Origin of the sequence: Comamonas sp. Z1 (assembly GCF_008121555.1) — a bacterium.
Classification (GTDB): domain Bacteria; phylum Pseudomonadota; class Gammaproteobacteria; order Burkholderiales; family Burkholderiaceae_C; genus Comamonas; species Comamonas thiooxydans.
The window spans coordinates 1-22,290 of sequence record NZ_VOQT01000015.1 but is presented as its reverse complement, the minus strand read 5'-3'; the positions used below and the strand labels follow the sequence as shown (position 1 = coordinate 22,290).

Here is a 22,290-nt window from a genome sequence, read left to right as displayed (position 1 = left end):
AGCCCCGGTCAGGGCACAAGCAAGATGGGCTGCTGGGCGCCGTGTGCCTCCAGTTGCCGGTGGGCCTGCGCGGCATCGGCCAGCGCAAACTCCTGCGGCTCGCCCATGCGGAAATGCTTTTTGCGCAGCGCCTCGAACAGGCGCGCGGCCATGGCATCGCGCTCTCTGGGCTTTTTGACGAAGTGAAACACCATGGGCCGGCACACGCTGTTCGACTTCGCGGCTAGACGCGCAATCTCCAGCGGCGGCACCGGACCGGAAGACTGCCCGTACATCACCAGCTGGCCGCCGATGCCCAGACTGGCCAGCGAGGCATCGAAACTGTCCTTGCCCACGCCGTCATAAGCCACATCCACGCCTTCGCCGCCGGTCAGCTGCTGCACACGCACAGCCACATCCTGGGCGCCCACGCCGCGATAGCGGATCACCTCCACACAACCGGCCTGATCGGCCTTTTTTGCCGTGGCATCGCTGCCCGCCGTGCCGATCACCATGGCCCCCAGCTGCGTGGCCCACTGGCTCAGGATCTGCCCCATGCCGCCACCGGCGGCCTGGACCAGGATCCGCGATCCCTGGCCTACCCGGGCCACCCGGTGCAGCAGCACATCGGCCGTCAGCCCGCGCAGCAGGCTGGATGCGACCAGCGCGTCGCTGAGGTCATCGGGCACGGCAATCAGCTCGTCGCCCGCAATCACGCGCTCGGCGGCGTAGATGGCATAGGCGCCAGAGACATAGCAGACCCGGTCGCCGGGTCTGAAGCGAGTCACGCCCTCCCCCACTTCGGCCACTACTCCCACGGCTTCGATGCCGGGCGTTCCCGGCAGCGCCAGCGTCTTGTACAGCCCGGAGCGCACATAGATATCGTGAAAGTTCACACCAATGCGCGTGTGTCGCACGCGCACCTGTCCAGCCGTCAGCGGCAGCGAAGCGACCGAGGCGATCTGCAGAACCTCAGGGCCTCCGTATTCCGTCATGACAATGGCTTGATGCGTGATCTGACTCATGGCTAGTGCTCCTTGCGGGTTGTAATCCTGCGAATGTAGCCTGCACCGTGCTTGTCCCTGCGCCTCGCTGCGACGCGGCAATTCCCGCACAATGCGCCTCCTGCACACCGCTATTGATTCTTCTATGTCTTTTGCCCCCCTAGGCCTGCGCGCCGAGCTTCTGGATGCCACACTCGATCTGGGTCTGCGCGACGCGACGCCGATTCAGACCGAGGCCATCCCCGCCGTGCTGGCCGGACGCGATCTCTGGGCCTGCGCGCCCACGGGCTCGGGCAAGACCATGGCCTATCTGCTGCCCCTGCTGCAGGCCTGGCTGGCGCAAAAGCGCAGCCACACCGGCTTTGTGCGGCCTCTGGCCACCCTGATTCTGGTGCCCACGCGCGAGCTGGCCCTGCAGGTTCATGAAAACCTGAGCGACATCACGCGCCAGTTGCGTGAGCAACCACGCAGCCGCGTGGTCTATGGCGGTGTCTCCATCAACCCGCAGATGATGCAGCTGCGTGGCAGCGCCGACTTTCTGGTCGCCACGCCGGGCCGCCTGCTGGATCTGGTGGAGAACAACGCCGTGCGCCTGAACGCGGTGCAGCATCTGGTGCTGGACGAAGCCGACCGCCTGCTGGACCAGGGCTTTGCCGAAGAACTCAACCGCGTGCTGGCCCTGCTGCCCGCCAAACGGCAGACCCTGCTGCTCTCGGCCACCTTCCCACAGAACGTGGAAGCGCTGGCGGCCCGTCTGCTGCACGACCCCGTTCGGGTGCAGGTCGATGCCGACCAGGCCGCCGAGCATTCGACCAGCCCCGAGAACATCAGCCAGCGCGCCATTGCCGTGGACGGCCCCCGCCGCACCCAGTTGCTGCGTCAGCTCGTTAAACAAGGCGAGAACCAGCCCGAATGGGAGCGAGCCCTGGTCTTTGTCGCCAAGCGCCACACCGCCGAAATGCTGGCCGACAAGCTCTACAAGGCGGGCATCTACGCCACCACCTTCCACGGCGATATGAGCCAGGGTGCGCGCAAGGACGTGCTCGACCAGTTCAAGGCCAAGCGCTGGCAACTGCTCATCACCACCGACCTGGCCGCGCGCGGCATCGATATCGCACAGCTGCCCACGGTCATCAACTACGACCTGCCCCGCTCGCCCGCCGACTATATTCATAGAATTGGCCGCACGGGCCGTGCAGGGCATGCCGGTTGCGCCATCACTTTTGTAAGCCCCGCCGACACCGCACACTGGAAACTGATCTGCAAGCGCAATCAGCTGGAAATCGATCTGGAGCAAATCCAGGGCTTCGAGCCTACCGAAGCCGTCCCGCCACCGCCGGTCGCGCAGGACGGCAACGGCGGCATCAAGGGCCGCAGACCCAGCAAGAAGGACAAGCTGCGCGCTGCTGCTGCAGCCGCAAAGCAGCAGCCAGCCGATTAAGCTGCCGCGCAAGGCCGAGAACTCCCTCGCCTCAGCTCATCAAAAAGGCCGCCCCTGCGGCCTTTTTTGCGTCTGACAGAGACCGCCTTCAACCTGGCCGGACGCAGCCGCACCCTCTTCCTGCCGCTTTTTCGACAGAGAAATCTCCAAATCCTCATAAGTCCAATTGAAGTTCAATCACCGATAGATAAGAACTATTCTTACATCAACCACATCGATAGTCATAGACATTAGGAAACATGGTTTACATGAATTTTTTAAATAAAAATTGGTAAGCCAGGTCCCTTGGCAGCACTGCGAACGCGAGCCAAGGATGTCACTGACCTGTCTGCATGCGCCTGTGAAGCGATGCGGGGGGAACGGCAATGAAATCGTTGAAAGCACTGGCAGGGTTGACCATCGTCATTGCCTGCTCCGCAGTCCAGGCCGACGAAGCCGATCAGTCTGCCGAGACCACTCAGCCCGTCGAGGTCAATCAGTCTGCCCAGGTCAGCCAGGCAGCGGGCGCATGGCATATCAATCTGCACACGGTCAGCCACCATTTCAGCGAACGGAAACATGGCAAAACATGGAACGAGGAAAACCTGGGCCTGGGCATCAGACGAGAGTTTTCCAGCAATTTCTCCGTGCAGGCCGGCTTCTATCGCAACAGCATCGACCGCTGGAGTACCTACGCCATAGGCGAGTACACGCCGCTGACTTTTGGCAATCTGCACTCTGGCGTTTATGCCGGCTTGCGCACCAACTACACAAGCCCCGTCATGGCGGCCGCCGGAGCCCTGGTGCGCTGGCAGGGTGAGCGCTACAGCGTTACGGTCCGCGCTGCACCCAAGACCTGCGGCCAATGCTCGGCTTTCATTGCGCTCGAGTTCGGCTGGAAACTGTGATCAATTTGTAAAACGGGTACGGAACCGCAGTGCGCACATTGCCAATCAGCATCATCAGCACCAGGGAGCGCGCTAAAGTGCCAGCTCACTGTGCTTTTTGATGCCCCATGCACGCAGACTCGAATTCCGCCCTCATCACCCGCCAGCTCGAAAAAAGCCGCCAGGCGCTGCTGGACCTCTCCACACGCAACCGGCTGCTGAGCCTGCCTCAGGCCGCCACGGCACGCGTGCTGCATTTTGCAGATGAACGCACGGACGAGGTCTATCGCCTGCTGGCGGGCGAAAGCAAAGCCATGAGCTTTGCGCCGGCAAAGGCCGAGGAGGAGCAAGCGGCCGCAGACCCTGCAGAGGCCCAGGAGACACAGGCCACCCTCGCCCTGCCCCAGCCCGAAGAAAGCGTCGACGAGCAGCTCGATGCGCGCGGTGTGGCCCAGCGCCATCGTGACTTGAAATTGCAGACGCGCCTGTCCAGCGAGAAGCTGCAGCGCCGGCTGCTGGACATGTATTCCGATGCCCGCACCTTTATCGAGGAACAGGGCGTCAACATCTTGTTTCTGGCGCTGGGTCAGCTGCAATGGTTCGACCGCAATGCCCCCGACAAGCCTCGTTTTGCACCGCTGATTCTGCTGCCCGTGGCACTGGAGCGCAAAAGCGCGGCCGAGCGCTTCACCCTGTCCTGGTTGCAGGAAGATGCGGCGGAGAACCTGTCGCTGGCGGCCAAGCTCAAGGCCGACTTTGGCCTCGAACTGCCCGAATTCAATGCCGGCGACGACTTCGACCCCCGCGCCTATCTGGCCGCGGTCGCCGCCATGGCTGCGGCCCAGCCCGGCTGGCAAGTGCTGCCCGACGCCATGACGCTGGGCTTCTTCAGCTTTGCCAAGTTCCTGATGTACCGCGATCTGGACACTGCGACCTGGCCGCCGGAAAAGCGGCTCGACCAGCAGGCGCTAATTGCCGCCGCGCTGCAGGACGGCTTCGAGGCACGCGAACATCTGTTCCCCGAAGACGCCGATGTGGACCAACTGATCCCCGTGGACAGCCAGCGCCATGTGGTCGATGCGGACAGCTCGCAGTCACTGGCCATCGAAGCCGTGCGCCGCGGCGAGAACCTGGTCATTCAAGGTCCGCCGGGCACGGGCAAGTCCCAGACCATCACCAACGTGATTGCAGCGGCGATTGCCGACGGCAAGAAAGTGCTGTTCATCTCAGAGAAGATGGCCGCACTGGAGGTGGTCAACCGCCGCCTCAAATCCGTGGGCCTTGGGCCTGCCTGTCTGGAACTGCACAGCCACCATGCCAACAAGCGCAAGGTGCTGGAGGAACTCAAGGCCACGCGCGATCTGGGCAAACCGCGTGTGGAGCACCGCGAGCAAATCATCCATGAGCTGAGCAACGTGCAGCAGCAGCTCAACGCACACAGCCGGACCATGCATCAGGCGCTGGCGCCCTGCACACTCACGCCCTATCAGATCCTGGGCCAGCTGGCGCGTCTGGATGCAGTGCAGATTGCGCATCTGCCCGATCTGCTGCAAGGCACACAGAACTGGTCACCCGAGGACTTTCATTCACGCCAGCAGATTGTCGAAGCACTGCGCCAGGCGGTGTCCAAGGTGAGCCCGGTGGCCAGGCACCCGTGGCGCGGCGTATGCCATCCGGCGCTGCTCAAGCTGGATGCGCAACGCTTCGCCCAGCAACTGCCGAAGCTGCAAGCAATGCTGGCCCGGTTGCAGCAGGATGCTGAGCTGCTGGCGCAATCCCTGAGCGCGCCGGCGGCACAGACTCTGCAGACTCTGCATGAGCAGATCACTCTGGCGCAGCAGCTCGCCAGTGCCCCGTCCATAGACCGGCAGGCCGTCGCCAACAGTATCTGGGATCAGGGCCTGGGCCAGCTGCACAAGCTGGTGGAATGCGGCACACGGTTCAGCCTGAAGGCACAGAACCTGGGCAGCAGCTTTGCCGAATCCGCCTGGACGGCGGACTGGAGTGCCCCACGCCAGAGCATCGCAGCATATGGCGACTCGCTGTTTCGCATTTTCAACAGCGGCTACCGCGCGGCGATTGCCAACCTCAAGGGCCAGCTGAAAACGACATTGCCGAGCTCACGGGCAGAGCGTCTGAACCTGCTCGACAGCCTGATCGAAGCCCAGCAACTGCGCCAGAACCTGGGCCAGCAGCAGACCCTGGGGGCAGATGCCTTTGGCAGCCTGTGGCTGGACGAGCAAAGCGACTGGGCGCAACTGCAGGCCGTGCTGGGCTGGATGGCCGGCCCCGACGGACAGGGCCGCAGTGCCGCCTTTCGCCAGCTCTATGCCCAGCTGCCATCGCCCGCACATTGCGCGGACCTGGCCGCCCGGGCCAGTGCCTCGCTGCAGGCATTCGAGGATGCTGCGCAAAGCTTGCTGGACGGCTACCGGCTCGAGACGCAGGAAGCCTTTGGCGCCGCCGATCTGGCCCGCATCCCGCTGGCCGACTTTGGCGAGCGCCTTGCACAATGGGTCGCCGAGCCCAACGCCTTGCTGGACTGGACCTCGTACCACGCCACCCGTGAGCAGGCGCGTGCGGCCGGCATGGCCGTCCTGGTGCAGCAGCTCGAGAATGAATCCATTGCACAAGGAGCCCTGCCCGCCATCTTCGAGCGCGCTTATTACGAAGCGCTGCTGCGTCAGGCCACCCAGGCTCACCCCGAGCTGGTCGCCTTCAACGGCGATCAGCACAGCCAGAAGGTGCGCCAGTTCCGGGCGCTGGATCTGGAGCGCATCGAACTCGCGCGCGCCCAGTCGGCACTCTCGCATTACGAGCAGGTGCCACGCAGCGCATCCGGCATGGGCCCGCTTGGCGTGCTCAATGGCGAGATTGCGCGCAAGCGCGGCCATATGCCGCTGCGCAAGCTGTTCAAGCTCGCAGGCGAAGCCGTCCAGGCCATCAAGCCCGTGTTCATGATGAGCCCGCTGTCCGTGGCCCAGTTTCTGGAACCTGCTGCGGTCGAGTTCGATCTGCTGGTGATTGACGAAGCCAGCCAGATTGAGCCCGTGGATGCGCTGGGCGCCATCGCCCGCTGCAAGCAGCTGGTGGTGGTGGGCGACGACCGCCAGCTGCCGCCCACGCGTTTTTTCTCGCGCATGACCAGCGAGCAGGACGAGTTCGACGACGAGGACGAAGACCAGCTCATCGCCGGAGCCGCCGATGTGGAGAGCATTCTGAGCCTGTGCCTGGCCAAGGGCATGCCCCAGCTCATGCTGCGCTGGCATTACCGCAGCCGCCACCAGTCGCTGATTGCGGTGTCCAACCAGCAGTTCTACAACAGCAGCCTTTACGTCGTGCCCAGCCCCTACACGGCCCGCTCGGGCATGGGGCTGCGCTTTCACCATCTGCCCGAAGGCCGCTTTGACAGCGGCGCCAGCCGCATCAACCGCATCGAGGCCCAGACCATTGCACGCGCCATCATGCAGCACGCACAGCAGTCGCCGCAGCTCAGCCTGGGCGTGGCCGCTTTCTCGCTGCAGCAAAAAGTCGCCATCCAGGACGAGCTGGAACTGCTGCGTCGCCAGCAGCCCGAGGCAGAGTCCTTTTTTGTCGCCCATCCCAACGAACCCTTCTTCATCAAGAACCTGGAAAACGTGCAGGGCGACGAGCGCGATGTGATCTTCATCTCGGTGGCCTATGCGCGCAACGCGCAAGGCTATCTGCCCATGCGCTTCGGCCCGGTGAGCGCCGATGGCGGCGAGCGCCGCCTGAACGTGCTGATCTCGCGCGCCAAGCAACGCTGCGAGGTGTTTTCGTCCATCACCGCCGACGATATCGATCTGGAACGCGGCAAGGGCAAAGGCGTGGCTGCGCTCAAGGTATTCCTGCAATACGCGGCCACCGGTCAGTTGGCCCTGGCCGGCATCAGCGGACGCGATCTGGAGTCGCCGCTCGAAGAAGATGTGTACGAAGCGCTGACGGCCCAGGGTCTGCAGGTGCAGACGCAGATCGGCATTGCGGGCTTCTTCATCGATCTGGCCGTGGTCGATTCAGAGCAGCCGGGCCGCTATCTGCTGGGCATCGAGTGCGACGGCATGAGCTATCACCACAGCCGCTCTGCGCGCGACCGCGACCGCCTGCGCCAGTCCGTGCTGGAGAGCCAGGGCTGGACGCTGCTGCGCATCTGGGGCTGCGACTGGTTCCGCCAGCCGCGTGCCCAGACCGAGCGCGTCCTGGCCGCCGTCGAAGCTGCCAGGCAGCGCAAACAGGCCGAACCAGTTCAGCCGGTAATGGCCACCCATCAGTCACAGACAGCCACAGAAGTCATAGAACGCGCAGCACGGTCCGATGCAGGAAGCGCCGAGACGGAATCGGCCGCCGGCCCTGACGACAGCCTCTACCAGGAAGCCCGCTTTGCCGTTCCCGCCGGAGAACTGCACAGCCAATCCACCGCAAAGCTGGCCCAGCTGATGCACCAGGCAGTGGAGCTGGAAGGACCGATTCATTTCGACGAACTGGTCACCCGCATGCGTACGCTTTGGGGCCTGCAACGCGCCGGCAGCCGCGTGCGCGATGCGCTGGAGCAGGCACGCCAATCGCTGCTGGCCGATGAGGCACTGGCCGCAGAGGGAGAGTTTCTCGACCTGCCGGGACGAGCGGTGCGGGTACGCAATCGCGCAGAGGTAGGCTCGGCCAATCTGCGCCGCATCGATTGCCTGCCGCCAGCCGAGATCCGTGCAGCGATTGCTCTGGCCCTCAGGAGCAGCCTGGGCGGCCAGCGCGAGGAACTGCCCGTTGCTGTGGCCCGGCTGCTGGGCCTGAGCGCTGTCACCGCGCCGGTACGCGAGCTGGTGCTGACGCAGCTCGATGCGCTGCATGGCAGCGGCGCCGTGGCATTCAACGGGACGCTGTATCGACTGCCGACCTGAGTCCTGAGTCAGTGGTAGTTGCTGACCTTGCGGTCCTCGCTCTTGGCCTCCTCCATGGCCTCGGGCTCCAGTTCCTCCGCCGAACGATTCAGGTGCACAAACACCCCCCAGCCGACCATGAGCATGCCGACGGCAATGACCAAGGCGGCGGAATACAGCAGCTTCTCGGGCTGCTCCTGGGCCTTGAAGGTGGCGACCAATCCCTCGACGGCCAGGGCGACCACCAGCACCACCATAAAGCGTGAGAGAAAGCGACGCACTCTTGTCGGGCCGCTGATATGGGCGTCGCGCACCACCTCTTCTTCAATCACGGTCTGGGAAATCTGCAGAGCCACCACGCCTGAGGCCAGAATGCCCAGCGCCTCCACCACATGCAGCGTGGCCTCCGGCTCCAGACCGGCAGCAATTACGGCCCAGGCCTTGGTGACCGCCATCCAGATCAGGCACAACGCCGCCAGGCCGAACAGCAGGGCAATCAGCGAATGGGTCAGGGTGTAGAGCCAGTGAACAAACTTCATGAGCAACTCCAGGACCGTGTTGACGATCCATCGCCGCCCATGCTTGCAGACTTGATCTGGCCGCTTCGTAGGACAGTCAAGAAAACTGCTGACTCAATGCAAAGAGTGCCCTGTTTGCCCTGAGCACTCCCCAAATCTGCCTACTATTGGCATATGCCTCGCCAGAACACCAGTCCCGCAGAGTTTCCGCCCGCCATTCTTTTGCAGATAACGCAGCTGGCCCAGCACATCGTGGCCCTGCGCAAGAGTCGGTGCGAAACACAGACGCAGTGGGCAGAGCGGCTGGGTATTTCCCAGCCCACCATGGCACGCATAGAGCGCGGCGACCCGGCCGTGGCCATGGCGACCTATGTGTCCTGCCTGTGGCAGCTCAATCCCGAGCTGGACCTGACCCGGTTGCTCGCACCCAAGGTTCCAGCACTGGCACCCGCATCCCGCTCGGATGCCCCCTGCCTAGACAGGAAAAGAACTGCGGCGCCAAAGAGGACCAAGTCCGCTGCCGAACCTGCCGTCGAGACCGCGAACCACGATGAGCAACAGGCGCAGATCGAGCGCAATTTTGCTGCCGCCAAGGCCGCTCTGGATTTCTTCAAGAGCCCTCTGTTCTGATCGGCTGGCCGAAAGCCGGCTGCTTCCGACAGAACGCCGCAAGCCCATCAGTCTCCGAACCGCTCCCGGTAAGCCACAGGCGTGATACCCAGCTTGCGCACGAACAGATGTCGCAGCGCTTGCTCCGAGCCCAACCCGACCTTGGCGGCCACGGTCTTGAGGGGCACAGAGCCCAGATTCTCCAACAGCTGCTTGGCCCGCTCCAGGCGAGCGTTTTCCACAAAGCTGCTGGGACTGCAGCCGGTCTCCTGCTGAAAGACGCGGCGAAAATTGCGCTCGCTCATCGCCGCCTTGCCCGCCAGCAGCGCCAGCGGCATGGGCTGGTCCAGGTGCTCCAGCACCCACTGCTGAGCGGCCTGCACTGCGCTGTGCTGCGTGGCCTGTGCGGCCAAGGATACGCTGAACTGCGACTGGCCGCCGGGGCGTTTGAGATACATGACCAGGTCGCGCGCCACCTGCAGTGCCAGCGCATGGCCGAAATCATGCTCCACCACCGCCAGTGCCAGATCAATGCCGGCAGTGACACCGGCCGAAGTCCAGAGCTGACGCATGCCGTCGCTGTCCTTGATTTCGTCGCACACATAGATTGCATCGGCATCCACCTGCACCCGCGGATAACGCTGGGCAAGCGCCCCGGCCACACTCCAGTGCGTGGCCGCGCGGCGATCATTGAGCAAACCGGCTGCTGCCAGAAAAAAACTGCCGCTGCACAGCGCGATCATGCGCCCGACCCCGGGAGCCACTCGCGCCACCCAGTCCACCAGCTCGGGCGAAGCCGCCAGCACCTGCTCGATATGGCGCGCACCCACCAGCAGCACCGTGCACCCCGTGCCCTCGGCCTCGACCTGCGCCAGGGTATGGCTGGCCTGCAAGCCCATCAAGGTGTCCGAGGGCACCAGACCGGCCTGTGACGCCACCACCCGCACCACATATCCGTCAGGCAGGCCTTTGTGCCGCAGATGCACATTGGCATAGTCAAACACGGACATGGGGCCTATGGCCTCCAGCGCCTTGAAGCCGGGGTAGACAACCAGATCGACGCGGTGGGCGCCAGCGTGATGGTGTTCCATACAAAAATCAGAGCAATTCGAGCATATACAACCAGCGCTGCAGGCACTTGCAGCGCACAAGCCTCGACTATACGCAAGCCCTCTCGGCAGCTAGTGCAGGCAGTCGCATCCACTGCTAAAGTCCGGGGCTTCTGCCCCTTTTTCCGCCCATGATTCCCGGACCTCTTTTTACCCTGCCCATGCTGTTGCTGCTGCTCGCCCCCCTGGTGGCAGCCGGCCTGAGCCTGTGGCTGCTGCTGCGCGGGCTGTTCTGGTGGCTGCGCCATAGACACACGCCCGCCTCCGAGCGCCCGCCGTTCTGGCACTGGCCCGTCGTGGTGGTGGCCATATTGGCCCTGGCCGGCGATCTCTGGGGCCTGGTGCTGGCGCGCAAGCTAGTGCAGATTGAAGAGGCCGTGACGCTGCGGGCCCACTATCGCGAAAGCCGACAGCGCTTCGTGCTGCCCGAGGACTTCCGCTATGGGGAGCAGCTATTCCCCAAAGGCACCTTGATCAACCGCTACGACGCCTTTGACAACGGCGAGCGCCAGCGACCGCTTGGCCTGCGAGGACTGAGTGCGGCGCGCTTTACGCAACCGGTGCAAATTGCAGGTGCCTGGGTCAGCGCCATCGGCAACGGCGTGTTGGAGCTTGCCCGCGACCAGCGCCTCGGTCCGGTGTTCCACTTCGATCCCGACGTCAACCCGGGTTATGGCGCCTGGGTGGTCGACCCGAAGCGCTCCTATCTGGAATGCCGCAAGGGCGATATCGCCAGCCTGCATGTGCCCTTGATCGACTATGACATTCAGGCCGAGTTTCTGGTCGGCACCCCCGACGGCCCCGAGGCGCGCTACCGTCCCAGTCAATGGGGCTTCATCGATTGCCAGGAGGGCAAGCCCGCCATTGAGGTGCAGCCGGCCTATGACGGCCCGGCGCCACCAGACGCACACCTGCCGGTATGGGGGACGCTGATACCGAATGAGGATTGAGCTGGAGACGCTAGGCGCGCCAATACTCCGTGCTGCCCGCGATGATCCGACTCGGGTGTGACGACCAGGTCCTCCCCGATCAATGCTGCAACGCATGCTGCCCGAACCGCCAGCAAGAACGCGGTCAAGTTGCTGATGATGTTCAAGGGCCCGCCAGCGGCAGGATGGACGCCGACCATGCCGTCCCTATGATGGCGGCCTCAGCCGGAGTGCAAAGCGGCTGATCAGGATTCATGGCATCGCCAGCCGACAGAAGACGATCCCGCGAACCATGTGACATTCGGCCAAAGAGCCGCCATCTGCGGCCACGAATTTCCATAGGGCGACGGGATCGCCTACATTCACACTTCACAACCGGTGCGCCCAGTCAGGCCTCGGCCCTGCCCCGGGCAGCCACCGCATCCTCAGCCTTCCAAGAAAGACCTGCCCATGAAATCCCGCGCCGCCGTAGCCTTCAAAGCTGGAGAACCCCTGCAAATCGTCGAGATCGACGTCGCGCCGCCCAAGGCTGGCGAGGTGCTGGTCAAGATCACCCATACCGGCGTCTGTCACACCGACGCCTTCACCCTGAGCGGTGACGACCCCGAAGGCATCTTCCCCGCCGTGCTGGGTCACGAAGGCGCAGGCATTGTGGTGGAAGTGGGCGAAGGCGTAACCAGCGTCAAGCCCGGCGATCATGTGATTCCGCTGTACACCGCCGAATGCGGCGAATGCCTGTTCTGCAAGAGCGGCAAGACCAATCTGTGCGTGGCCGTGCGCGCCACCCAGGGCAAGGGCGTGATGCCCGACGGCACGACGCGCTTCAGCTACAAGGGCGAGCCCATCTATCACTACATGGGCTGCTCGACCTTCAGCGAATACACCGTGGTTGCTGCCGTCTCGCTGGCCAAGGTCAACCCCGATGCCAACCCCGAGCAGGTCTGCCTCTTGGGCTGCGGCGTGACCACCGGTCTGGGCGCGGTCAAGAACACTGCCAAGGTGCAGGAAGGCGACACCGTGGCCGTGTTCGGCCTGGGCGGCATCGGCCTGGCCGTGATCCAGGGCGCCAAGCTGGCCAAGGCCGGCCGCATCATCGCCGTCGACACCAACCCCGGCAAGTTCGAGTTGGCCAGGACCTTTGGCGCCACCGACTGCGTGAACCCCAAGGACTTCGACAAGCCCATCCAGCAAGTGATCGTCGAGATGACGGGCTGGGGCGTGGACCACAGCTTTGAATGCATAGGCAATGTGGACGTGATGCGCGCGGCGCTGGAATGCGCCCACCGCGGCTGGGGCCAGTCGGTCATCATCGGCGTGGCCGGTGCCGGTCAGGAGATCAAGACCCGCCCCTTCCAGCTGGTGACCGGCCGCAAGTGGCTGGGCACGGCCTTTGGCGGCGTCAAGGGCCGCAGCGAGCTGCCCGGCATGGTGGAAGACGCCATGGCTGGCAAGATTCAGCTCGAACCCTTCGTCACCCACACCATGGGCCTGGCCAAGATCAACGAAGCCTTCGACCTGATGCACGAAGGCAAGTCGATCCGCTCGGTGGTGAACTACGCTGACGCTTCGTAACCCCCTGAGGCGCTTCGCCTGGGCGGCCCCGCGCCTTCCCCCTTTCTCGCTTCGCGGAAGGGGGACGACACCCTCGGTGCGCGGCGGCGCTTCCTCGGTGTCTCATCGATGGGCCGTGCTAGTTTTGAAGAACCACCCAGCGCTTTTAATTTCATAGCTGCTTGCGCATGCTTTGATTCATATTTATATATAAAACAGCTGCAAACGCCTGATTGACGAGCGCAAGCAGCTTTTCTTTTAGGAGTGACTGCCATGGAACTCAAGAACGCCCACGCCTGCTTTGGCGGCGCTCAGCGCTATTACGAACACCATAGTTCCGAGATCGGCCTCGCCATGAAGTTCTCGGTCTATCTGCCGCCCAAGGCCGTGATGGGCGAGAAAGTGCCGGCCCTGCTCTATCTGGCGGGTCTGACCTGTACCGAGGAAACCTTCATGATCAAGGCCGGCGCCCAGCGCCTGGCCTCCGAACTCAATATCGCCCTGATCTGCCCCGATACCAGCCCGCGCGGCGCGGGTCTGGCGGGCGAGGCCGACAGCTGGGACTTTGGCGTGGGCGCCGGTTTCTACCTGGACGCAACCACCAAGCCCTGGGCGCTGCACTGGCGCATGGAGAGCTACATCCTCAATGACCTGCTGCCCCTGGTCGGCAGCAAGCTGCCCGTGGACCTGCAGCGTCTGGGCATCTTCGGCCACAGCATGGGCGGCCACGGCGCGCTGACCCTGGCATTGCGCCACCCCGGCCGGTTCAAGTCGGTCTCGGCCTTTGCACCGATTGCCAACCCGCTCAACTGCCCCTGGGGCCACAAGGCTTTCAGCGGCTATCTGGGCGAAGACAAGGCCGAATGGGCCAGGCATGACGCCAGCGAGCTGATGGGCGCGCAAGCCTCTGCCCCCTATCCCGCAGGCATCCTCATCGACCAGGGCCTGGCCGACAAGTTCCTGATCGAAAAGCAATTGCTGCCCGAAGCCTTCGAAGCCGCCTGCGCCAAGGCCGGTCAGCCGCTCACGCTGCGCCGGCATGCGGGCTACGACCATGGCTACTATTTCATCCAGAGCTTTGTCGACGACCATCTGCGCCACCATGCGCAGCAACTGGGCGCCTGATTCTTTGGAACGGGTTCGCGCAGCCGAGACTGCCCAGCCATAGCTGTCACCCCACACGGGCAAAAGCCGCCTGACTGCGGTTTCTTCTTGATGCGGTCCGGCGCCGGATCAGTCCTCGGAGCGCTCCGATCTTCTCGCGCGCCGCTGCTGCTCGCGCTCATCGGCACGCTGGGTCTGTACATACAGCTGCTCCACCTGTTCGCGCGCCCAGGGCGTCTTGCGCAGAAATTTCAGGCTCGAAGAGATGCTGGGATCCAGATTGAAGCAACGCACGGGCACCCGGCGCCCCAGCTCGCGCCAGCCGTAGTAATCCACCAGATCGGTAACGATGCGCTCAAGCGTCAGCCCATGCAGCGGGTTGCGCGGTTGTTCTTGGGAAGTCATGGGCGCATTGTCAGGGAATCACCCTCCAGGCGTCTGCTCCGGGGACAAGTGCCAGGCCGTGCAGGCCGCAGCGCCTCTCCCCGCCCAGCAATGGACATGGAAAATGCGCCACGCCAATGACATGGGTTTGGCTTTGCTGTGCGCCAGCAAGAGATCACACTTTTGGCAACCGGCCTGAGCGAAGACAGGTTCGCTTCAACGGCCATGACGAGGCGCGAAGGAGCAAAGAATGTCCAAGCAACAGCAAGTCCCCCAGACCAGGGGGGTGGCCGTGCAAATGCTGGCCACGCTCGACCTGGGCCCCGAGATCGAAGGCATGTCGGGGCGCCAGCTTCGCATGCGCCTGGTGACCATGGCGCCGGGCGGCGTGTTCGGCCCGCTTCACGACCACAGGGACCGACCCGGCATGGTCTACATCCTCGAAGGTTGCATCACCGACCACAGAGATGGCGTGGCCACCGACTACGGCCCGGGCGTGGGCTGGCCCGAAGACAGGAACACCACGCACTGGCTTGAAAACCGTTGCGCCGTGACGGCAGTGGAAATATCGGTAGACATCATCAGGCTGCAGCAGGCTTCAAACTAGGCGCTCTCACGCCAAGCATCTTCATGCAAGCCTCTGCCGTAGCTCAGGTGGCGCGTGACGCCTGGACCTCGTAGAGCCGCAAATCCCGCTGTCCGATTCCCAGCTCCGGCCAGGCGGCGCGCCAGGCCTGGATATGCGTGGAAGCGAAATGTGCATCCAGCGCCGCCTGATCCGCCCACAGCTCCTTCACATGGATCAGCCCCGGCACCAGCACATCCTCGGCATAGCCGTATTCGAGACAGCCCGGCTCGGCACGCGAGGCCTCCACCATGGCACGCATGGCAGGTCGGGCAAGGGCCAGGTTTTCGGATGGCAAACGCACGGTACCCACGATCAACAGCATGTCTTCTCCTCTTGAGCACAAGCAAACATCGTAGCAAGCAGCGCCAGCTCGCACCGCCCCGGACGCAAAAAGGGAGGGCCATGCCCTCCCTGAAACACCTTCCAGGCATTGATGCTGCTCAGTAGCCCTTAGGTCACGGGCTCTCAGGCCCGCATGAAAGACTCGAAATAGGCGCTCAGTGCAGCGTGATCGCCCAAGGGCAGAACCTGGGCCACATACTGGTCGGGACGCACCACCACCAGAGCGCCCTGCTGGCGGTCGATGCCACGCAGCTCGAAGATGTCCTGGCCGGCATTCTTCAGATCGGGGCTGAACACCTTTTCATAGTCGATCATTCCCAGCTGGCCCTTGGACGGCAGCAACAGGGCCGGCAATGTCTCCAGCGCCACCTCGGTATAGGCCTGCGGGAGGATGGCACGCAGATCGAAGATGCTGTCGATATCCTGGCCGGCCGGCGTGAAACGGCGCAGCGGCGATGCCGCATCGCCCTCCAGGAAGCGGCACAGCGCCAGCAGGCCGGACTCAGGCTGCGCCAGGTCGTTCTGGCCGGCGAACGCATACAGGCGCCAGCGGCCATCGGCCTTGCCGCAGTGGCCCAACTGCACGGGCTTGGCGTCGGAGACGCGCACCACCGGTGCGGAATGGAAACGCATGCCCACCGTGAAGCCGCTGGCCAGTGCCTGATGCGTGGCCTGCCCCGTCAGCACGGATGGCGCATAGTGCGTGCCCACGCCAGCCGTGAAGCGGCCATGCTGTTCGAAGTACTTCTGGAATTCCTTGGGGTCCACACCGCCCTGGCCGCCTTCCTTGGCTGGGTCGCTGAACATCTTGGCCCATTCGCGGTCGAAGTCGATCAGTTGCTGGGCCACGACCTGGCGCTCAGACGAATAGGTGTGCAGCAGCTCGGGCGCACATTGCTTGCGCAGCACGGCGGCCAGCTTCCAGCCCAGGTTGAAGCTGTCCTGCATGGAGAAATTCATGCCCTGCCCGGCCTTGGGGCTGTGGGTGTGGCAGGCATCGCCGGCGATGAAGACGCGCGGCAGGGGCGAGTCCGGCGTGGCCACGGCATCGGCCACATCGTCATATTTGGCGCAGATGCGCTGGCCGATCTCATACACCGACCACCACGGCACATTCTTGACGTCAAGCTTGTAGGGATGGAGCACGCGCTGGGCGGTTGCTATCAGTTGCTCCACCGTGATGTTGCGGCTGGCCACACGCTCGTCGGCATCGAGCTTGTCCATCTCCACATAAAAGCGCACCAGGTGGCCGCCTTCGCGCGGGATGATGAGCACATTGCCCTGCTCGGACTGAATGGCCACCTTGTAGCGCACATCGGGGAAGTCCGTCACGGCCAGCACATCCATCACGCCCCAGGCCTGGTTGGCCGAATCGCCGACCAACTGGCGGCCAATGGCCCGGCGCACATTGCTGCGCGCGCCGTCGCAGCCCACCACATAGCGGGCCTGCACGGTTTCGATCTGACCGGCATGGGCGGCGTCGCATCGCTCCAGCGTCACGGTGACCGGATAGTCGGCAGCGCCGTGGTCGACCTTCACATCCAGCACTCGGTGGGCGTAGTGCGGCTGCAGACGGCTGGGCGAGTTGCGCATGCGCTCCAGATAGTGGTCGTGCACGCGCGCCTGGTTCAGGATGACGTGAGGGAACTCGGACAGACCGTCTTCCGTGTCCTGCACGCGGCCATGGCGGGCGATCCGACCGGGCTGGCCGGGGTCGGGCTTCCAGAAAGTAACGTCGTTGATCCAGCAGGCCTCCTTGAGGATGGAGTCAGCGAACTCGAAGGCCTCGAACATCTCCATGGTGCGGCAGGCAATGCCATCGGCCTGGCCCAGCTCCATGGGGCCTTCCTTTTGTTCCACGATGCAGGTTCGGATATCGGGAAAGGCCGCCAGTTGCGCGGCCAGCGTCAGGCCGGCAGGACCGCAGCCCACAATCAGCACATCGACCTGCGAGGGCACGGTCTCGGTATGGGCAGGGGCCAGCGGCGAAGCTGGAGCGATCAAGGGGTTGCCGGGACGAAAACCGTTCAAATGAAACTGCATGGAGGCCTCAAGTTCTTCAAGTGCGCAGACGCCAGTGTCTGCCCAATCAGTCCGCACACAAATAGTATGTATGCATACCAAATGCATGCATCGTATTATTCGAAACTTGAAATGCCAACCCCACCTAGGGAAAACCATGATTAACTCTGCACTGCCAAACGCTGCCTCAGACAGCGCCAGCAGCCACACCGTCTTTCCACGCCTGGAGGTGGAAACCTTTCCCGGCCACGGCATACGCCGCCTGCAGCAGGTGGCCGTGGCTGTGTTCAGCCAGGCCACCGAAGCCTGGGGCGTGACGCCGCTGCAATTTGCCGTGCTACAGAAACTGGTGCATCTGCCGGGCATAGACCAGCGCACGCTGAGCATGGAAGTGGGCTTTGACAAATCCACCATCGGCGGCGTGATCGACCGCCTGGAAGCACGCGGTCTGCTGTTGCGCCAGCACACGGCCAAGGATAGACGCGTGCGTCTGCTGTCCCTGACGCCCGAGGGCCAGGCCCTGCTGGCGGATGCCGGCCCCTCCGTGCTGCAAGCCCAGCAGCAGATGCTGGACCCGCTGAGCGAGACCGAGCGCGAACTCTTCACACAGCTGATGCGCAAGGTCATCGAGCACCACGAGCAGCTCGATCCCGAGGCGCAGACACCCGCAGGCTGAGCCCCAACTGCATAAAAAAGCCCCGGGCCGTCAGGCCTGGGGCTTGGCTTTTCAGGGCCGGACTCGCAACCGGGTCTGCAAGCTCCAGAACCGAGTCCTAGAACGGCATTTTTCCCGCACGCATCTCGGCCGCGATCTGCGCCAGCACGGCCGGCAGATCGGCCACGCTGCGCACCACGTAATGGGCACCGGCCTTTTTGAGCTTGGCTTCGGCCACGGCGACACGAGCCTCGACCTCTTGCTCGGGCGCCCTGGCAAACTCCTCCACGCTATAGCCGACCTCGTTGCCCGACAGGCTCAGGCCCACGGTCCACATGCCTGCGCGCAGACCCTCCTCGATGCCGGGCACGGTGTCGTCCACCTTCACGCAGGCACGCACATCGCCAATGCCCAGCGCCAGCACATTGGCCAGTGCCATGAAGGGCCCGGGGCGGCCACCGGCCTCCAGCTCGTCGCCCGCCACCACATAGTCGGGCTTGAGGCCTGCGCCCTCGGCCTGCGGCAGCAACTGGTTGAGCACCTCACGCGGGTAACCCGAGCATGAGCCGACCTTGAGACCATGGGCGCGCAACCATTGCAGCGTCTGCACCGCGCCTGCTATGGGGGCCGAGAACTCGCCCACCTTGGCAATCTGCAGCGGCATGAAGCGCGCGTAGATGGCATCCACATCCTCGTTGGTCGGCGTCCGGCCAAAAACGGTCTGCCATTGCGCGGCAATGCTTTCATCCTGCAGCAACTGGTGGATATGGTCCCATTTGGACAGGCCCATGGGGCCGCGTGCCTGCACCAGCGTGATGCTGATGCCGAAGCTGGCAAAGGCTTCGACAAAGATTTGCGTGGGTGCGAGCGAACCAAAGTCCACCAGCGTGCCGGCCCAGTCGAAGATGACGGCTTGCAGCGGTGACAGGTCGACAGAGGGCTGGGACAGGACCAGGGTTTCGGCTTGAGCGATGGAGTTCATGATTTTTTCAGTGGTGACTTCAACAGGATGGAAAGCGGGAGCGTGATCGGGTTGCAGGACTCAGCTCAGAGAGCGTATGAAGTTGCGACCGCGCGGTCCGCTGGCAGCTTTTTGCAGCATGGCGCTACAGGCCTGGGGCTGCACACCGTAGTGGGCCGGATCAGTGGCAACGCCCAGCCCTTGCAGAATGCTGCGCAGACGCTCGATAGCCACAGCAGGCGTGCTGGCATCGAAGATGGAGAGCAAGGCGGCATCGGCCACCGCATCTGCGCCCAGCGCCATCTCCAGCACCAGGGGCAAGCTGAACGAGCAGGCCAGGCCGTGCGGCACGCCATGCTGCAGCGTGATGTCGTAGGACAGCGAATGCGCGAGTGCGGTCTTGGTGTTAGAAAAAGCCAGGCCGGCCATCAGCGCGGCTTCGGCCATCTCGCTGCGCAGCTGCGCGTTATCCAGATCCTGCATCAGGGCGGGCAACGTGGCCAGGGTGCGGCGCGCCGACTGCACGGCCAGCGCCATGGAGACCGGGTTGCGGTTCACGTTCCAGATAGATTCCAGCGCATGCGACAGCGCATCCAGCCCCGAGGCCAGCGTGGCGCCGGCCGGCAGGCTGGTCATCAGCTCGGCATCGATGACCGCGGCCTCGGGCCAGGTGCAGGACTGGTGCAGCGAATACTTCTGGCCGGCGGCCTGATCCCAGATCGTGGCCCAGGGCGTGACTTCGCTGCCCGTGCCAGCAGTGGTGGGGATGGCGATCAGGGCCTTGTGCCCTCCCGCCCCCAACTGGCCACCCTGCTTGAGCAGCGCCAGCAGATCGGCAAAGCGGCCGCCGGGCGTATGGCAGATCAAGGCCTTGGCCGAGTCGATGGCGCTGCCGCCCCCCAGGGCCACGATCACGGGCACCTCGGCATGGTCACGCTGCACCTGCTCGTACAGCGGCGCCAGCCACTGCACATCGGGATTGGGGGCAATGCTGTCGATCACGCCGCGAAGCTGCGCTCCCAGCAGTTGGCGCATGCGCTGCACCAGGCCCAGGCTTTGGGCCTCGGGAAAGGTGACCAGCAGGCAGCTGCGCCCGGCCAGCAGGGCCGGCAGCTGATCGAGACTGTTGCGACCCACGCTGATATGCACGGGGTTGTGATAGGTCCACACGAGAAAGCCTTTTGACATTTTTTGAGCGAAATCAGCCCTTGGCGCTTATGTACCAAGCGCTGATAGCTCATATTTTTGATGGTTCAAGCACTGCGGCACACACCGGCACCGCAGCGAGATCAGTGGCGAGTGCCCTGCTGTATGCGGCTGCGCAGCCAGTTCGATGCCATGTCGGCTGCAATCACCATCACCGTGATGACGATGATGCAGGTCGCGGTCTCCTGGTAGCGGAACAGCTTGAGGCTGCTGACCAGCTCGAAGCCCAGACCGCCCGCTCCGACCATGCCCAGCACGGTGGCCGAACGCAGATTGACTTCGAAGCGGTAGAGCACCACGGCAATCCAGGCGGTGATGACCTGGGGCACCACACCGAAGGCGATGATCTGCAGCTGGCTGGCACCAGCGCTGCGCAAGGCCTGCAGCGGGCCGTCGTCGATTTCCTCGATGGCTTCGGCAAAGAACTTGGCCAGCATGCCCATGCCGTGCAGGGCCAGCACGCCGGGGAAGGGGCCCAGGCCCACGGCCGAGACAAATACCAGCGCCAGAATCAGCTCGTTGATGCTGCGGATCACATTGAGAAACTGGCGCGTGATGCGACGCAGCCAGTGCCAGCCGTGCAGATTGCTGGCAGCAATGAAAGACAAAGGCAGGGCCAGAATCACGCTCAGCAAAGTCCCCCAGATGGCGATCTGTATCGTCTCCAGCGCCGGTGCCCACAGGCGTGGCAGCATGCTCCAGTCCGGCGGCACCGAGCGTGAGAGAAAGTCGCCAATCTGCGGCATGCCGCCCGCCAGCTCGCTCCAGCTCATCTGCGCGCCCGCAGCACTCCAGTGCAGCACCCAGCCGATGGCCAAGGCCATTGCGGCATAGCCCAGCCAGCCGCCAGTGCTTTCGGGGCGCCCCGCCGTCCATTGCCAACGATCGGTCTGTTTCAAGCTCTGGCTGTTCATTGCAGACCTCCTGCGGCAGTGGCTGGCGACATCGCCCCGGGCAGCCAGTTGCCGACTGCGGTGCTGCTGAGATGCAGCGCAGCGCCCTGCTCTGGGGCATGTCCGGCGGGCTGAGGCTCACCGCTGTAGATGGCGTTGAGCGCAGCCTCGTCAAGCATGGCCGGCACGCCATCAAACACCATGCGCCCTTGCGACAGACCGACGATGCGATCGCCAAACTCCCGGGCGTAATCGACCTGGTGCAGATTGCAGACCACGGCAATGCCCAACTCGCGCGTGGCATCGCGCAGATACTGCAGCACGCTGCGCGCAGTCTTGGGGTCCAGGCTGGCCACGGGCTCGTCGGCCAGAATCACCTGCGGCTGCTGTGCCAGTGCACGGGCAATGCCCACGCGCTGCATCTGCCCGCCCGAGAGCGCTTCGGTGCGCTCATCGGCCTTGTGGGCCAGGCCCACGCGCTGCAGGCATGCGTCGGCCAGTGCGATATCGCTTTGCTTGAACAGCTGCAGCACCGAGGCCAGCGTGCCGACCTGGCCCAGCCGCCCCGTGAGCACGTTCTTGCGCACCGACAGGCGCTGCACCAGGTTGTGGTGCTGAAAGACCATGGCCACATGGCGGGCCAGCTCGCGGCGCGAGTGCCTGCGCATCAGGTCGATGCCGCCCACCTGCAGCTGGCCGCTGTCGGGCTGATTCAGCCCGTTCATGCAGCGCAGCAAGGTGGACTTGCCGGCACCCGACAGACCTAACATCACCACGAACTCGCCGGCCTTCACATCCATGTCTATGCCATTCAGCACATGGTTGCTGCCATAGCTTTTGCGCAGATTGCGGATGCTGATCATTTCATCTTCCCGAGGTCCAGATTCAGCGCCTTGGCAGTCTGGCGCACCACGTCGTAGGCCTGATCGCTGGTGGGCGCAAAACCGTTGAGCTCGCCACGGTCGCCCCAGGGCAGGCCCTTGATCTCGGCCAGTGCCGCAGCCACTTTCTTCTTGGTGGCTTCGTCCAGATTCTTGCGCCAGGCCATGGGCGACTCGGGGATGTCCTTGGGTAATACCCCCTGAAATCCACCGCTGGGAGAAGTAGAATTTTCTCGTTAAGAGGGAGTTCTGCAGATGAAGAAGTCGAGATTCACAGATAGCCAGATATTGGAGGCGCTCAAGCGCGCGGAGGCTG

Annotated in this window: 19 protein-coding genes and 1 pseudogene; 9 read left to right on the top strand and 11 right to left on the bottom strand. The window is 63.9% G+C overall.

The window, feature by feature from the left end; translation table 11 throughout:
- Positions 1–8: 8 nt before the first annotated feature.
- The gene (locus FSY45_RS21190; RefSeq protein WP_046462703.1) at positions 9–1,004 is read right to left on the bottom strand and encodes a quinone oxidoreductase; all 996 of its coding nucleotides are present in this window, start codon (positions 1,002–1,004) and stop codon (positions 9–11) included.
- 124 nt (positions 1,005–1,128) lie between these two features.
- On the opposite strand from FSY45_RS21190, the gene FSY45_RS21185 reads away from it, so the two are divergent.
- The 3 genes from FSY45_RS21185 to FSY45_RS21175 all read left to right on the top strand — a co-directional run bounded on the left by FSY45_RS21185 (position 1,129) and on the right by FSY45_RS21175 (position 8,203).
- Positions 1,129–2,424: a DEAD/DEAH box helicase gene (locus tag FSY45_RS21185; protein WP_046462702.1), complete on the top strand. Its 1,296-nt coding sequence runs from the start codon at positions 1,129–1,131 to the stop codon at positions 2,422–2,424.
- Positions 2,425–2,789: 365 nt separating this feature from the next.
- The gene (locus tag FSY45_RS21180) at positions 2,790–3,311 is read left to right on the top strand and encodes a hypothetical protein (protein WP_046462701.1); all 522 of its coding nucleotides are present in this window, start codon (positions 2,790–2,792) and stop codon (positions 3,309–3,311) included.
- A 107-nt stretch (positions 3,312–3,418) separates the two neighbouring features.
- Positions 3,419–8,203, top strand: coding sequence for a DUF3320 domain-containing protein (locus FSY45_RS21175; protein ID WP_046462700.1), 4,785 nt, complete (start codon positions 3,419–3,421; stop codon positions 8,201–8,203).
- A gap of 8 nt (positions 8,204–8,211) precedes the next feature.
- On the opposite strand, the gene FSY45_RS21170 is transcribed toward FSY45_RS21175, so the two are convergent.
- Positions 8,212–8,721, bottom strand: coding sequence for a hypothetical protein (locus FSY45_RS21170; protein WP_046462699.1), 510 nt, complete (start codon positions 8,719–8,721; stop codon positions 8,212–8,214).
- A gap of 153 nt (positions 8,722–8,874) precedes the next feature.
- Here FSY45_RS21170 and FSY45_RS21165 point away from each other — a divergent pair, with 153 nt between their 5' ends.
- Positions 8,875–9,330: a helix-turn-helix domain-containing protein gene (locus FSY45_RS21165; protein WP_046462698.1), complete on the top strand. Its 456-nt coding sequence runs from the start codon at positions 8,875–8,877 to the stop codon at positions 9,328–9,330.
- A gap of 47 nt (positions 9,331–9,377) precedes the next feature.
- On the opposite strand, the gene FSY45_RS21160 is transcribed toward FSY45_RS21165, so the two are convergent.
- Positions 9,378–10,400: a GlxA family transcriptional regulator gene (locus tag FSY45_RS21160; RefSeq protein WP_003063594.1), complete on the bottom strand. Its 1,023-nt coding sequence runs from the start codon at positions 10,398–10,400 to the stop codon at positions 9,378–9,380.
- A gap of 149 nt (positions 10,401–10,549) precedes the next feature.
- Here FSY45_RS21160 and FSY45_RS21155 point away from each other — a divergent pair, with 149 nt between their 5' ends.
- The 3 genes from FSY45_RS21155 to fghA all read left to right on the top strand — a co-directional run bounded on the left by FSY45_RS21155 (position 10,550) and on the right by fghA (position 14,023).
- Complete coding sequence (locus FSY45_RS21155) at positions 10,550–11,368, top strand: hypothetical protein (RefSeq protein ID WP_223305778.1); 819 nt, start codon at positions 10,550–10,552, stop codon at positions 11,366–11,368.
- A gap of 429 nt (positions 11,369–11,797) precedes the next feature.
- Positions 11,798–12,919 carry an S-(hydroxymethyl)glutathione dehydrogenase/class III alcohol dehydrogenase gene (locus tag FSY45_RS21150; RefSeq protein WP_003063597.1) on the top strand — a complete coding sequence of 374 codons (1,122 nt, stop codon included), beginning with the start codon at positions 11,798–11,800 and terminating at the stop codon, positions 12,917–12,919.
- A gap of 252 nt (positions 12,920–13,171) precedes the next feature.
- Positions 13,172–14,023 (top strand): S-formylglutathione hydrolase, encoded by an 852-nt coding sequence (gene fghA / locus FSY45_RS21145; RefSeq protein WP_003063600.1) that lies wholly within the window; start codon positions 13,172–13,174, stop codon positions 14,021–14,023.
- A gap of 108 nt (positions 14,024–14,131) precedes the next feature.
- Here fghA and FSY45_RS21140 read toward each other — a convergent pair whose 3' ends face one another.
- Positions 14,132–14,407: a VF530 family DNA-binding protein gene (locus FSY45_RS21140; protein WP_003063602.1), complete on the bottom strand. Its 276-nt coding sequence runs from the start codon at positions 14,405–14,407 to the stop codon at positions 14,132–14,134.
- Between the two features lie 229 nt (positions 14,408–14,636).
- On the opposite strand from FSY45_RS21140, the gene FSY45_RS21135 reads away from it, so the two are divergent.
- On the top strand, positions 14,637–14,993 hold the full coding sequence (locus FSY45_RS21135) for a cupin domain-containing protein (RefSeq protein WP_034356876.1): 357 nt from the start codon (positions 14,637–14,639) through the stop codon (positions 14,991–14,993).
- Positions 14,994–15,036: 43 nt separating this feature from the next.
- Here FSY45_RS21135 and FSY45_RS21130 read toward each other — a convergent pair whose 3' ends face one another.
- Both FSY45_RS21130 and FSY45_RS21125 read right to left on the bottom strand, forming a co-directional pair.
- Positions 15,037–15,336 carry a putative quinol monooxygenase gene (locus tag FSY45_RS21130; RefSeq protein WP_046462696.1) on the bottom strand — a complete coding sequence of 100 codons (300 nt, stop codon included), beginning with the start codon at positions 15,334–15,336 and terminating at the stop codon, positions 15,037–15,039.
- Positions 15,337–15,479: 143 nt separating this feature from the next.
- A complete protein-coding gene (locus FSY45_RS21125) occupies positions 15,480–17,399 on the bottom strand; it encodes an FAD-binding monooxygenase (protein WP_046462695.1) in 1,920 nt (639 codons plus the stop codon).
- A gap of 136 nt (positions 17,400–17,535) precedes the next feature.
- On the opposite strand from FSY45_RS21125, the gene FSY45_RS21120 reads away from it, so the two are divergent.
- The gene (locus FSY45_RS21120; RefSeq protein ID WP_046462694.1) at positions 17,536–18,054 is read left to right on the top strand and encodes a MarR family winged helix-turn-helix transcriptional regulator; all 519 of its coding nucleotides are present in this window, start codon (positions 17,536–17,538) and stop codon (positions 18,052–18,054) included.
- Positions 18,055–18,151: 97 nt separating this feature from the next.
- Here the strand turns inward: FSY45_RS21120 and phnX are convergent, their stop codons facing one another.
- From phnX to FSY45_RS21095, 5 genes and pseudogenes are all read right to left on the bottom strand, one after another.
- Entirely contained in the window at positions 18,152–19,015 is an 864-nt protein-coding gene (gene phnX / locus FSY45_RS21115) for a phosphonoacetaldehyde hydrolase (RefSeq protein ID WP_046462693.1), read from the bottom strand.
- Positions 19,016–19,075: 60 nt separating this feature from the next.
- A complete protein-coding gene (psrA, locus tag FSY45_RS21110; RefSeq protein WP_046462692.1) occupies positions 19,076–20,164 on the bottom strand; it encodes an iron-containing alcohol dehydrogenase PsrA in 1,089 nt (362 codons plus the stop codon).
- A 119-nt stretch (positions 20,165–20,283) separates the two neighbouring features.
- Entirely contained in the window at positions 20,284–21,114 is an 831-nt protein-coding gene (gene phnE, locus FSY45_RS21105; RefSeq protein ID WP_148748374.1) for a phosphonate ABC transporter, permease protein PhnE, read from the bottom strand.
- Positions 21,111–21,956, bottom strand: a complete 846-nt coding sequence (gene phnC / locus FSY45_RS21100; RefSeq protein WP_046462691.1) for a phosphonate ABC transporter ATP-binding protein — start codon at positions 21,954–21,956, stop codon at positions 21,111–21,113. The genes phnE and phnC overlap by 4 nt, the downstream gene beginning before the upstream one ends.
- A pseudogene (locus tag FSY45_RS21095) lies at positions 21,953–22,162 on the bottom strand (phosphonate ABC transporter substrate-binding protein); the annotation flags it as partial. The pseudogene FSY45_RS21095 and the gene phnC, both read right to left, overlap by 4 nt.
- Positions 22,163–22,290: the final 128 nt, after the last annotated feature.

What these genes read in the sequence shown, in the direction of transcription:
- phnX (WP_046462693.1), bottom strand. Translation starts at nt 19,015, where the DNA reads ATGAACTCCATCGCTCAAGCCGAAACCCTGGTCCTGTCCCAGCCCTCT.
- FSY45_RS21190 (WP_046462703.1), bottom strand. Translation starts at nt 1,004, where the DNA reads ATGAGTCAGATCACGCATCAAGCCATTGTCATGACGGAATACGGAGGC.
- phnE (WP_148748374.1), bottom strand. Translation starts at nt 21,114, where the DNA reads ATGAACAGCCAGAGCTTGAAACAGACCGATCGTTGGCAATGGACGGCG.
- FSY45_RS21150 (WP_003063597.1), top strand. Translation starts at nt 11,798, where the DNA reads ATGAAATCCCGCGCCGCCGTAGCCTTCAAAGCTGGAGAACCCCTGCAA.
- fghA (WP_003063600.1), top strand. Translation starts at nt 13,172, where the DNA reads ATGGAACTCAAGAACGCCCACGCCTGCTTTGGCGGCGCTCAGCGCTAT.
- FSY45_RS21130 (WP_046462696.1), bottom strand. Translation starts at nt 15,336, where the DNA reads ATGCTGTTGATCGTGGGTACCGTGCGTTTGCCATCCGAAAACCTGGCC.
- FSY45_RS21180 (WP_046462701.1), top strand. Translation starts at nt 2,790, where the DNA reads ATGAAATCGTTGAAAGCACTGGCAGGGTTGACCATCGTCATTGCCTGC.
- FSY45_RS21170 (WP_046462699.1), bottom strand. Translation starts at nt 8,721, where the DNA reads ATGAAGTTTGTTCACTGGCTCTACACCCTGACCCATTCGCTGATTGCC.
- FSY45_RS21175 (WP_046462700.1), top strand. Translation starts at nt 3,419, where the DNA reads ATGCACGCAGACTCGAATTCCGCCCTCATCACCCGCCAGCTCGAAAAA.
- FSY45_RS21185 (WP_046462702.1), top strand. Translation starts at nt 1,129, where the DNA reads ATGTCTTTTGCCCCCCTAGGCCTGCGCGCCGAGCTTCTGGATGCCACA.
- phnC (WP_046462691.1), bottom strand. Translation starts at nt 21,956, where the DNA reads ATGATCAGCATCCGCAATCTGCGCAAAAGCTATGGCAGCAACCATGTG.
- FSY45_RS21160 (WP_003063594.1), bottom strand. Translation starts at nt 10,400, where the DNA reads ATGGAACACCATCACGCTGGCGCCCACCGCGTCGATCTGGTTGTCTAC.
- FSY45_RS21135 (WP_034356876.1), top strand. Translation starts at nt 14,637, where the DNA reads ATGTCCAAGCAACAGCAAGTCCCCCAGACCAGGGGGGTGGCCGTGCAA.
- FSY45_RS21155 (WP_223305778.1), top strand. Translation starts at nt 10,550, where the DNA reads ATGATTCCCGGACCTCTTTTTACCCTGCCCATGCTGTTGCTGCTGCTC.
- FSY45_RS21165 (WP_046462698.1), top strand. Translation starts at nt 8,875, where the DNA reads ATGCCTCGCCAGAACACCAGTCCCGCAGAGTTTCCGCCCGCCATTCTT.
- FSY45_RS21125 (WP_046462695.1), bottom strand. Translation starts at nt 17,399, where the DNA reads ATGCAGTTTCATTTGAACGGTTTTCGTCCCGGCAACCCCTTGATCGCT.
- FSY45_RS21120 (WP_046462694.1), top strand. Translation starts at nt 17,536, where the DNA reads ATGATTAACTCTGCACTGCCAAACGCTGCCTCAGACAGCGCCAGCAGC.
- FSY45_RS21140 (WP_003063602.1), bottom strand. Translation starts at nt 14,407, where the DNA reads ATGACTTCCCAAGAACAACCGCGCAACCCGCTGCATGGGCTGACGCTT.